Source organism: Chryseobacterium taiwanense (assembly GCF_000813825.1).
Lineage (GTDB): Bacteria > Bacteroidota > Bacteroidia > Flavobacteriales > Weeksellaceae > Chryseobacterium > Chryseobacterium taiwanense.
Genome location: NZ_JWTA01000005.1, coordinates 64083 through 76358, shown reverse-complemented (window position 1 = coordinate 76358; position 12276 = coordinate 64083). Strand labels below are relative to the sequence as shown.

The window sequence follows — 12276 nt, the reverse complement described above, 5'->3', positions numbered from 1 at the left end:
ATTTACATTTTAGAATCTAAATATTTACCCGTCTCCTTATGTCCGAAATCAGGAATCATCGTAAAGAATAAATCTACAATTTCTTCCTTATTCCATTCACAGGCTGCTTTTAATTCATTGATTTTAGCTTCAAATAAATTAAGTTTTTCTTCTTCGATATTTAGTTCGTTTTTAATTACTCCTAAATTTTCGAAACGATCCATATCCAAAGTTTCTTTATCGGTAAAGAACTCTTCGAAATCTTTTTCGCCGGTAGTATCACTTGATGTAAATAAACAAGGCCATTTCCCTTCTTGTGGTAAAGTTTCGATTAAAGTTCTTGCTTCGTCTTCATCTTTACATAAATAAGGTTCGTACCCGATTTCTGCAAGATATTTTACTGCGATTTCTGCGAAAGTAATCAGGTGCAAATTTTCGCTTAATTTCGGAAAAAAAATATCTCTGTTTTCTCCAAAAATACAAGACATTAAACAAAGTTCTCCTGACTCTTTCGGAATGACGAAATAACGCTTTATATCATTGGGAGCCACAATTGGCTGTTTTTTTTCGATTCTTTTATTAAATCCATGTAATAAGGATCCATCTGAAAAGGCCACATTTGCAAAACGCGCTGTAGAAATTGTGATTTCTTTGCTTTTTCTCATTAAAAACATTTCCATAATACGTTTCGACGCACCCATCATATTAACCGGATTGGCAGCTTTATCCGTAGAAACACAAAAATATTTTTTTACTCCTTTATCAATAGATTGTTGCAGTGTTTTATCTGTATTAAAAACATTTACATCAATCATTCTCATAAGAGTATATGCGTCTTTTTCACTTCTTACGTGTTTCAGTGCAGACAAATTTAGTACATAATCATAATCTCCGTCTGCTTTCCAAAAAGCATCATATTCAACAGAACCAATATCTAGAGCAAAGGTTTGAAAATCACCATCAATATAACCGAAAGAACTGCGAATATCACGAACCAACTCCACCATATTGTTTTCACTAATATCAACAACGTGAAGCTTTCTTGGGTTTCGTTTAAAAATTTCTTTTGTTGTGGCCGATCCTATGGAGCCCGCTCCTCCAATTACTAAAAATTTTGAGTTTGAGACTATATGAAATAATTCTTTCTCATGATTTTTAATATCATTAGAAAACAATTCACTTGTTCGTCCTATTAAACTTAAAATATTCATACTTTTTAATAACTAAAATTTTATTAATTGGTTTAATTTTTTATAATCTCTTGTCTATCATTTCTTTTAAGAATACTCCTTTCACATCATACACCACATTTTTCTCTTTCAAATAAGAGTTAAGATCAAGACTTAGAAACTCCTGATGTGCCACGGTAAGTATAATAACATCAAACTTTTGAGATTCTTCATTAGGATGAGAATGGCTTGGCGAAAGTTCGGATAGACAAACTATACCATATTCATCCATTACCTCTTCTGCATTTGCCCAAGGATCATACGTTATTACCTCTACCCCATATTCTTCCAGATTGGTAATTACGTCTATCGCCTTTGAGTTTCTGATATCTGGGCAATTTTCTTTAAACGTGATTCCTAAGTTCAGTACTTTGGCTCCTTTAATGGGAATATTTTTCTGAATCATTAATTTAATGACTTGAGAAGCGACAAAAGCCCCCATTGAATCATTAAGTCTTCTTGCACTTAATATTAATTCCGAATAATATCCTATCTCCTGAGCTTTTTGGGCGAGATAAAAGGGATCTACTCCAATGCAGTGTCCGCCAACCAATCCCGGTTTAAAATTCAGAAAATTCCATTTGGTTCCTGCAGCTTCCAATACATCATGTGTATCGATATCCATCAATGAGAAAATCTTTGCCAACTCATTCATAAAAGCAATATTAACATCACGTTGGGAGTTCTCAATTACTTTTGAGGCTTCCGCTACTTTGATAGTGGGTGCCAAATGAGTTCCTGCAGTTATTACCGATTTATATAATTGATCGACTATTTTTCCAATTTCAGGAGTTGAACCTGAGGTTACTTTTAAGATTTGGTCTACGGTATGTTGTTTATCTCCCGGATTAATTCTCTCCGGAGAATAACCTGCAAAAAAATCTATATTGAATTTCAATCCGGAAACACTTTCCAGTACGGGAACACATTCTTCCTCTGTTACACCAGGATATACCGTAGATTCATAGATTACAATATCTCCTTTTTTCAGTACTTTTCCTACTGTCTCCGATGCCTTATATAAGGGGGTAAGATCGGGACGGTTATGTTTATCAACCGGGGTAGGAACTGTGATGATGTATATGTTGGCTTGTTTGATATCATCTAAGCTTGTTGAACAATACAAACCTTGCTTAGATTCGGTTTTAAATTCTTCATTAACATTCGGAACAACAGAACCATCACTAAGTAAGAAAGGGTTTTCTTTCACTAAAACAAACTGAAGGGTACTGTCCTCCAATTCCAATGTATTGTCATGTCCTTTGTTGAGTTCGGCAACTCTGTCCCGGTTAATATCAAAACCTACCACCGGATATTTTGTCGCCAATAGCCTTGCTAAAGGTAAACCAACATACCCTAAACCAATTACTGCTATTTTGTTTTTTTTATCCATTTACTTTTACAAATGCCAAATACCAAATACCAAATACCAAATACCAGACAATTAGATATCGATATTCCTTTTTTTTATATATTCACCTCTTTTTTTCAGATTTTTCGAGCGACACTTCAAATCTGCTCGAAATGACGGCTATTAGTTCATCAATCTTTTCCACCAAGATTTTTTAATATCTGCATTATAGCCGTATCCATATTTATAGCCATACCCATACCCACTATTTCTTTTTGATACATCATTGAGAACAAATCCTACATTATGAATCTTTTTATCTTTAATCTGATGATTCGCAAATTTAATCAATTCTTTTTCGGTATGTCCGGATCTTGTTACATATACAGTCACATCTGCCACATCGGCAATCAAAAAGGAATCGGTTACCAACATTAATGGTGCCGTATCTAAAATAATATAGTCATAATGAGGCTTCAAACTTTCTACCAATTCCTGATATCTCCCATTTGATAACAACTCTGTCGGATTCGGTGTAATGGCACCAGAATAAATTACATCACAATACGGATTAAATGATGTCTGATGAGTAATTTCCGAAGCCTGCATCTGATCATCATACATAAATTCTGAAAGCCCGGTTAATCCCCTTCTACTTTCATTATATCTTTGTAATTGTGGATTTCTAATATCAGAACCTATAATGATTACCTTTTTTCTAGGAGTAGCTAAGGTTAATGCTAAATTTACCGAGGTAAAAGTTTTGCCCTCACCTTTTACTGTAGAGGTTACAAAAATAACATTCCCTTTTCTGTTTTTAGGCAACATGAAGTTTAGGTTAGTAATCAAAATACGGAATGCTTCTGCCAAAGGTGATAAATCATTCAGCTGTACCAATTCCGGATCTCCTTTTTCCAATGAGGGTAGTTCCCCAATCACTGAGGCTCCTTCCAGTAATTTCTCCAAATCATGCTTAGTCTGTACCTTATTGTTGAACAACTCCACTAAATAAATAATTCCAAATGGAATCAATAGACCGATAATTAAAGCTCCCAAATAAATAATCATTTTTTTAGGAGAAACCGGAGTAGGATTTGTCAACGCATCATCTACAATACGAGCTTTGGGTGCTGCAATTGCCAATGAAATAGCTGCTTCTTCTCTTTTCTGCAGTAATAATAAATACAGCTGTTCTTTGATATTCTGCTGTCTCTCGATACTTCTAAATAATTTTTCCTGTACCGGAATTTTAGAAATCATCCCGGATAGCCGGTTCTGCTCCATCTGAATATTTGAACCTGTAATCTGCAATGCTGATCTGCTTTTTTGCAAACTTGCCCCAATTGCGGTACGCATTCCGTTGATTTGCTTGGTAATATCCTGTACCAATGGGTTTGCCGTAGTTGAATTTTCCAGCAATCGATTTCTTTCAATAACCAATTGATTATATGTTGCAATATCCGAAGCAGTATTTGAATCTTTCAAACCTACATTCAATGGTAATACCTGAAAATTTCCTTGTCTGTTTAAATAGCTTATTAAGCTATTTACTAATTCCAACTGAGATTCATTTTCAAGTTGCACATCACGTGTAGCAGTTACACTCTTCAATGATAATTCTGCTTCAGTCTGAATATCTGCTATATTATTTCTAACTTTAAAGTCTTCTTTCTGATTTTCAACTTTGCCCAATTCATTACCGATCAACTTAATTCTGTCTTCAATAAATGAGGCTGTTTTCTGAGCTTCCGAACTTTTATCCAAAATTGCTTCACGATTGTAATTTACCGCTAAACGATTCAAAATCATCTCTGTTTTTTCCGGTACAACATCGTTCATTGAAATCTTCAATACAGTTGCTTCTTTCTGAACTAATGTTACATTTAATTTAGATAAAAGATCTCGTGTACGATTCATCCCGGACATGAACTGTAGTGCATATTTTCCTTCGTCTTTGGCAATCTTTCTAAAACGAGGATTTTTCTGAAAAATTGCGATACAGAAAGGTAATCTTATTGCCTTATTGAAATCTGCCAGTATATCCTGTTTAAAAGACTCAGACTTTAATACGATACGTCCGTTCTGTATTGATGCCAAGACCTGCTTAGCTGGATACTGAGCCTTAGGAAATTCTTCAATCACTCTTACCGTGAATGGTGCCATTTCTTGATACAACTCCGTATCCTTTACCTTTCCTTTGGCATAAATCCCGGTTTCCAACCCCAACTCTCTCACAACCGAAAGCATCAACTTTTTGGATTTGAAAATTTCGATTTCATTATCTACTGAATTTGTACCCATTCCGCCAATTCCGCCCAATTCGGAAATCACAGATAACTCCGGTTGTCCCGATGCAGATTTCTTTACTTCTTTAATAAGCAGTGTAGCTTCTGTATTGTAAACAGGAATACTATATCTTAAGAAAAACCATGCCCCTATAATTGTTATAACAATTCCAATGATAAACCAATACCAACGATGTAGATAAGGTTTAATCATTTCCCTCAAGTTTAAGGACTCTTCCTGATTCTGATCCAAATAATTCTGATCCACTATAAATGATTAGGTGTAAATAATTTAATTTTTCGTCAATGCCAAAATACCAATTGCCAAAGAAGCAATAACCGAAGCCACGGAAATATATAATCCTGTATTTGGGTCTACTCTTGCTGCTTTTTCTCTATTAGCATTTGGTTGTACATAAATAATATCGTTTTGTTTTAAATAATAATATGGAGAATTGATGAACTGAGCACTGGTAAGATCAATTCTTTCTTTAGTGAACTGACCATCAACATTTCTAACCACTAATACGTTAGTTCTTACCCCATAAGAAGTAAGATCTCCTGCAAGTCCTAATGCACTTAGCAAAGTTGCGTTTCCGTCAGGAACCAAATAAGTTCCCGGTCTTGTTACCTCTCCTAATACAGAAACCCTGAAATTGATCAGTTTTACATCTACTACAGGATCTTTGACATATTCACGAATTAAATCTGTCAGTTTCAGCCTGAACGTCTCTATATTCTCATTTTTTGTATTTACTTTTCCAATCTGTGGGAAAACAATATCCCCGTCGGTATCTACGTTATATGTAGGCCCGGAAACAGGAACCTGTTGAGGAAGATTATTAGAACTTGGGGTAGAATATTGTGTAATCGTAGTAGCTGATGAATACGTCTGATTAAAAGGTTTCACTACATCCATATCTTTAGCAGAAACCGTAATTAATAGTTGATCTCCGGGCTGCAGTGTACTTCTACTGTTTTTCACTGAATTATCTAATGCCAGGTTTTCAATATCCTTCATATAGTTTATCTCCTGTCTTGTTCCGCATGAAAACAATAACACGGACAGTGCGCCGCCCCAAATACAATTTTTCCAATTCATTCCTGATCTATTTTTCACAAAAATATGATTATTATTTTTTAAACAAAAGTCTCAATTTTATTTTTTCATAATACTAAAGTCGAAAATCAAAAGTTTAGATTTGGTGATTACTTTTGAACTTCAGTATTCCTTTATTTATCTTAATATTGATTTATACTTATCTAATTTTGCATATACTTTCTTCACTTCCTGAGACCTTTCTTTCTGTAAAACCAATACCGCATCTGTGGTAAATACAAAAATACAGTTTTTCATTCCCACAAAAGCTGTAAAAATATCCGTTCCAATCACCATGTTTCCATTTTCATCTACGGGATGGCCATTTGACCTTAGATAATCATACAGCGATTCGAAAGAGCCTAAATCATTCCATCTGAAATAAGCCGGAATCACTTTAATCTTTTTTGAACGTTCCATCACTGCATAATCAATACTGAGAGATGGTACCCTTGATGATGCTTCAGCATTCAGAATATTATCTTTAGAAAGTTCCCAGACTTCTGCACAACTTTCGTAAATCTCCTGTTGATAATTTTTTAACTCTTCTAATAAAGCTCCAGCTTTGCAACAGAACATGCCTGAATTCCATAGGAAAGTTCCACGCTCTAAAAATTCCTGAGCTGTTTCTGTGTTAGGCTTTTCCCTGAACGACAGTACATTTTTGCCTTCATATTCAATATACCCATAACCTGTTTCTGGTTTAGAAGGAATTACTCCGAAAGTCACTAAAAATCCCTGTTTTGCTAAATCTATAGATTCTCGAATTGCCTTTTCGTAATTTTCCTCATCCTGAATTTGGTGATCTGAAGGCGTAATCAATAAAACATCCTCCTTATCTACAGCTAATGCGGCAAAAGCAATAGCTGCTGCCGTATTTCTCGCTACTGTCTCTGTGATAAACTGTTTAGGGATACTAATCCCTTTTAAAATATTTCTGCTCCATTCAATATGATCATTGTTACCTACTACCATGAGCTCATCTACCAACCCAACATTTCTTTCTGCCGTTAATTCAAATAACGATTTTCCAGAGAAAAGCTTTAAGAACTGCTTAGGATGCTGCTTTCGTGATAACGGCCACAATCTGCTTCCTACTCCACCACTTAAAATAACATTATAAATTTTCATATCTTTATTTTAAGCAAGTATTATAACATTGTGATTTCTTCATTCTTAGCATCTAAAATTTCAAATTCTGAATTATTACTTATGAATTCAGGTACAATAGTCTTTAATATTTTTACTACCTCTAATCTATCTCTTTTAATTGCTGATTTTATAATTTGTACGCATAAAATATCAATCTCCTCAAAGCTGATACTTGGATCTTTAGAAATCATAATTTTTTCATGATGAGTAGGAATCGTCATTGCATTATCACTTAACAATTCTTCATATAATTTCTCTCCCGGCCTTAATCCTATAAAACTAATTTTTATATCTAAATCTGGTGTATATCCTGAAAGTTTAATCATTCGTTTTGCCAAATCCAAAATCTTCACTGGTTCCCCCATATCAAAAACGTAGATTTCCCCACCATTACCCATTGTACCTGCCTGCAATACCAATTCACAAGCTTCAGGAATCGTCATAAAATAACGAATAATATCGGGATGAGTAATTGTAATTGGCCCCCCTTTCTCAATTTGTTTTTTAAAATGGGGAATTACAGAACCATTTGATCCCAGCACATTACCAAAACGCGTTGTGATGAATTTAGTAATATTTCCTTCCGAATTTTGTAAAGACTGCACAAAAAGTTCTGCTGCTCTTTTTGAAGCCCCCATAACATTTGTTGGATTTACTGCCTTATCTGTAGAAACCATTACGAAACGATTAACTTTATATTTTTTTGAAAGCAATGCTACATTCTTAGTTCCTAACACGTTGACAAAAATAGCTTCATGAGGATTATCTTCTATCAAAGGTACATGTTTGTATGCCGCAGCGTGATATACCATTGAAAACTGATGTTCTTCAAATATTTTTTCAAGTCTATATTTATTCGAAATATCCGCCAGTATAAATTTAAAGTTTTGATCCGGAAACTTCTCACGTAATTCTAATTCCAGTTCATACAAAGGAGATTCTGCTTGATCTAAAACAATAATTAATGAAGGATTAAACTGAGCTACCTGTCTTACAATTTCGCTTCCAATTGAACCAGCCCCACCTGTTACCAGAACATTTTTCTTAAAATGTCTTTTTTTCACCTCTTCATTTTCAATTTTGATAGGTTTACGATTCAACAAATCTTCAATCTGAAGTTGACGTATACCACCTACAAGATCAGAATCTCTCATTTTACTCAATGAGGGAGCCTTTAATACTTTTAATCCGTGATCCAGCGCAAGAGTCATCCATTCTTCAAGTTCCTGCTTTGTCATGATCTCTTTAATAATCAATACTGCATCAAACTTTTTGATCAAATTTTCATTTTTAAAAAAATGTTCCTGATTATATATTTTATGCCCTAACAACATTGCCCGATTAGAATCTGATCTTTTTGTCAAAAAACCGTACAATCTATATGGATAACTAGGATTATGCATAATAGCCCTTGCCACTGATACTGATGCATCTCCTACACCTACTACAGCAACCTTTACTTTATATGAAAATCCTTTATAATCGATTAACATATTGAAAAACTGTTTTGTCACCATTCTAAAAAAGAACATAGCCGAAACAGAGATAAAAAAGTATAAAAATAGATTCGGATAGAGGTATAGAGTTCTTCCTAGCAATACCTCTACACAATAATTAGCAACAAGTAAAGTCACCAAAGTACTTCCTGATGAGAACATAATCTTAAAAAAATCAAAGAAAGTAGAATGTCTTATAATCCCTGCATATGTTTTAAACACGAACATAAACAGTACATTGACAACAATAACTATGATTATTTTTCGAAATGTATATTCTGGAAAACTGTCTCTTACATGCAATTTTTCTAAGAAAAGAGAAGAAAGCACTATAGAAAACAGTACAATAAGAACATCTATAATAATAACTAACCAACGAGGGACATATCTTAATTTTGTAATTTTCAATATGTTATCCCCATCGTACAGTACACTAAAAGCATGAAGTAGCTTTTTCATTCAACATCAATTGGTTTTATAATTTTGGGTACAAATATACTGATATTATTCATTCTTATCACCTACTCTTGATTTTTTTTTCATGTGACACACATTATGTAAAAAACAAACTTAACATCTTATTACATAACGGAAAGTTGCCATCATTTTAAAAATATACATCCGCTAAAATTTATAAAATAAAATCATACTAAGTTCATAACTTTATATCCAAACAAAAGTCTTTCTGAACTACTCTCTAAAGAATGACATAAATAATCTGTTGATATTAATTAATCCAAATTTGAAATCATGAAGTTTTAATTATTTGTGATATCAAGTATACTCTCATATTCAAAACCTCTACTTAAAAGATATTTAATACTCTTCATTTTTCTTTGATATTCTTTCAGCCCTTTCTGCTTAGAATAATAATCTTCATAGATTTTTCGGATTGTTTTTTGGTAATCATTTTCATCAATTTCATCAAAACATTTACTGATCAATTTCTCGGAAATTTGTTTTTGTTTTAAATTGATCTTGATTTTTGTCTTTCCCCAATGTTTGATGTAAAACTTTCCACGAATGTAACTTCTGGTAAATCTTTCTTCATTCAAATAATTTTCTTTTAAAAGATAAAGCATGATTTCTTCTTTAGCATCCTCAATTAATAAAAATTCTTTCATTTTCTGCTCTACTTCTGCATGACAGCGATCCTGATAAACACAATAGTTTACTAGTTTCAGTTTAATTTCATCAAAAGTGAAAGATTTCTTTTCCATAGTTTAGGGATAAAAAAAGAATGAGCGAAATGCCCATTCTTTATATATTTTTAACGAAGGTAAATATTAATAATTGAATAATGCTTTACCTTCCATTAATTCATTAACTTTCTTTCTTACAGAAGTAATCACTTCTTCATTTTTGATATTGTCAACCACTTCAGAGATAAATCCTGCGATAGTATCCATATCGTTTTCTTTCAATCCTCTTGTGGTAATTGCCGCAGTTCCCAATCTGATCCCAGAAGTTGTGAATGGCGATTTATCATCAAACGGAACCATATTTTTGTTACAAGTAATATCAGCAAGAACCAAAGCTTTCTCCGTTTCTTTACCGTTTACATTTTTATTTCTAAGGTCAACAAGCATTAAGTGATTGTCTGTTCCTCCACTTACAATATCAAATCCTCTGTCGATCATCGCTTTTGCTAAAGCCTGAGCATTAGACTGAACTTGTTTTGCATACGTTAAGAACTGATCATCTAAAGCTTCACCAAAAGCCACTGCTTTACCTGCAATCACGTGCTCTAACGGACCTCCCTGAATTCCTGGGAAAACAGCTCCATCAAGAACCTGGCTCATCATTTTGATTTCTCCTTTTGGAGTTTTGTGACCATATGTATTTTCGAAATCTTTCCCCATCATGATCATCCCTCCTCTTGGACCTCTTAATGTCTTGTGAGTAGTCGTTGTTACAACATGACAGTGTTCGAATGGATTATTTAAAAGTCCTTTTGCCACCAAACCTGCAGGGTGAGCGATATCTGCCCAAAGGGTAGCACCAATTTCGTCAGCAACCGCTCTGAATTTAGCATAATCTAAATCTCTTGAATAAGCCGAGAAACCAGCGATAAGCATTTTTGGTTTTTCTCTCAATGCAACTTCTCTCATTTGATCGTAATCAATAAGACCAGTTTCCTGCTGAACTCCGTAAGAAACTACATCATATTGGATCCCAGAGAAATTCACAGATGAACCGTGAGTAAGGTGACCTCCCATTGAAAGATCCATTCCCATGATTTTATCACCCGGTTTCAAAACCGCCAAATAAATTGCCGCATTAGCCTGAGAACCAGAATGTGGCTGAACATTTACATAGTCTACTCCGAAAAGTTCTTTAGCTCTGTTGATCGCCAAAGTTTCAACCTCATCTACTACTTCACATCCTCCGTAATATCTTTTACCAGGATATCCTTCTGCATATTTGTTAGTCAATACGCTTCCCATTGCTTTCATTACATTCTCAGAAACAAAGTTTTCTGATGCAATCATCTCAATTCCATGGGTTTGTCTTTGTCTTTCTTTTTCAATCAGGTCGAAAATAATGTCCATTTTACTTTTAGTTTTTGAAATTTTTCACGTCAAAAATACGAAATTTTCGGCGAGATTAGCATATCAAATACGATTAAAAAACTGTATTCTAAATTATTACTTATAATATCTATGTTTAAAGTACAAACTTACCTTTACTAAAAGAATGAGTACAGGAACTTCTACCAATGGACCAATAACTCCTACAAAAGCCTGAGCTGAATGAATTCCAAATACAGCAATACTTACAGCAATAGCCAATTCAAAATTATTTCCCGTGGCTGTAAAAGCAATTGAAATATTTTTATCATAAGGAACTTTCATGAACCTGTTTATAAAAAAGCTGATAAAGAACATTATGACAAAATAAATAACCAACGGTATTGCAATTTTTATTACATCCATTGGAAGTTTCAATATTTTATCACCTTTCAAACTAAACATCAGAACAATTGTAAACAATAATGCATAAAGAGTAATTGGTGAAATCATTGGAATAAACTTCCTGTTGTACCATTCTTTTCCTTTTCTCTTAATAAGAAAATAACGCGACAAAAAACCAGCTAAGAAAGGAATTCCTAAGTAAATCAATACACTTTCTACTACTTCATATATCGGAACAGAAACAGTGAAACTTCCTAATCCTAATTTCTTAGGAAGAACATTAATAAAAAGCCATACAAAAAAGCTATATGACACAATTTGAAAAACACTATTTAACGCAACCAGCAAAGCCGCATATTCACGGTTTCCCTTTGCAAGATCATTCCAAACAATTACCATAGCAATACACCTTGCCAAACCAATCAGAATCAGCCCTATCATATAATCAGGTTCATCTCTAAGAAAAATAATTGCAAGGACGAACATTAAAACCGGACCAATAATCCAATTTAGAAATAATGAGATCGAAATTACTTTTTTATCTTTAAAAACCTGTGTTAGTAAGCCGTAATCCACTTTTGCCAATGACGGATACATCATAAGAATGAGACCGATTGCTAAAGGAATATTCGTTGTTCCGGAAGACAATGATTTTGTAACCTGTGAAATATTAGGGAAATAATTTCCTAATCCGACACCAACAATCATTGCCAGAAATATCCAAAGTGTTAAATACCTATCAAGAAATTTTAACTTAGGTTGCATGATGA

Annotated in this window: 9 protein-coding genes; all 9 read right to left on the bottom strand. The window is 33.7% G+C overall.

What is annotated here, in order from left to right:
* Nucleotides 1–2: 2 nt before the first annotated feature.
* Nucleotides 3–1190 (bottom strand): UDP-N-acetylglucosamine 4,6-dehydratase, encoded by a 1188-nt coding sequence (locus RM51_RS06940; RefSeq protein WP_039366770.1) that lies wholly within the window; start codon nucleotides 1188–1190, stop codon nucleotides 3–5.
* A 40-nt stretch (nucleotides 1191–1230) separates the two neighbouring features.
* Complete coding sequence (locus RM51_RS06935; RefSeq protein ID WP_039366767.1) at nucleotides 1231–2601, bottom strand: nucleotide sugar dehydrogenase; 1371 nt, start codon at nucleotides 2599–2601, stop codon at nucleotides 1231–1233.
* 141 nt (nucleotides 2602–2742) lie between these two features.
* Nucleotides 2743–5058, bottom strand: a complete 2316-nt coding sequence (locus RM51_RS06930; protein ID WP_117590339.1) for a GumC family protein — start codon at nucleotides 5056–5058, stop codon at nucleotides 2743–2745.
* Between the two features lie 78 nt (nucleotides 5059–5136).
* Nucleotides 5137–5946: a polysaccharide biosynthesis/export family protein gene (locus RM51_RS06925; protein ID WP_039366761.1), complete on the bottom strand. Its 810-nt coding sequence runs from the start codon at nucleotides 5944–5946 to the stop codon at nucleotides 5137–5139.
* A 135-nt stretch (nucleotides 5947–6081) separates the two neighbouring features.
* The gene (locus RM51_RS06920; protein WP_039366758.1) at nucleotides 6082–7074 is read right to left on the bottom strand and encodes a mannose-1-phosphate guanylyltransferase; all 993 of its coding nucleotides are present in this window, start codon (nucleotides 7072–7074) and stop codon (nucleotides 6082–6084) included.
* A 20-nt stretch (nucleotides 7075–7094) separates the two neighbouring features.
* A complete protein-coding gene (locus tag RM51_RS06915) occupies nucleotides 7095–9050 on the bottom strand; it encodes a polysaccharide biosynthesis protein (RefSeq protein ID WP_039366755.1) in 1956 nt (651 codons plus the stop codon).
* Between the two features lie 299 nt (nucleotides 9051–9349).
* The gene (locus RM51_RS06910; protein ID WP_039366752.1) at nucleotides 9350–9811 is read right to left on the bottom strand and encodes a regulatory protein RecX; all 462 of its coding nucleotides are present in this window, start codon (nucleotides 9809–9811) and stop codon (nucleotides 9350–9352) included.
* 66 nt (nucleotides 9812–9877) lie between these two features.
* Nucleotides 9878–11143 (bottom strand): serine hydroxymethyltransferase, encoded by a 1266-nt coding sequence (gene glyA / locus RM51_RS06905; protein WP_039366749.1) that lies wholly within the window; start codon nucleotides 11141–11143, stop codon nucleotides 9878–9880.
* A gap of 96 nt (nucleotides 11144–11239) precedes the next feature.
* On the bottom strand, nucleotides 11240–12271 hold the full coding sequence (arsB, locus tag RM51_RS06900; RefSeq protein WP_039366746.1) for an ACR3 family arsenite efflux transporter: 1032 nt from the start codon (nucleotides 12269–12271) through the stop codon (nucleotides 11240–11242).
* Between the last annotated feature and the right edge of the window lie 5 nt (nucleotides 12272–12276).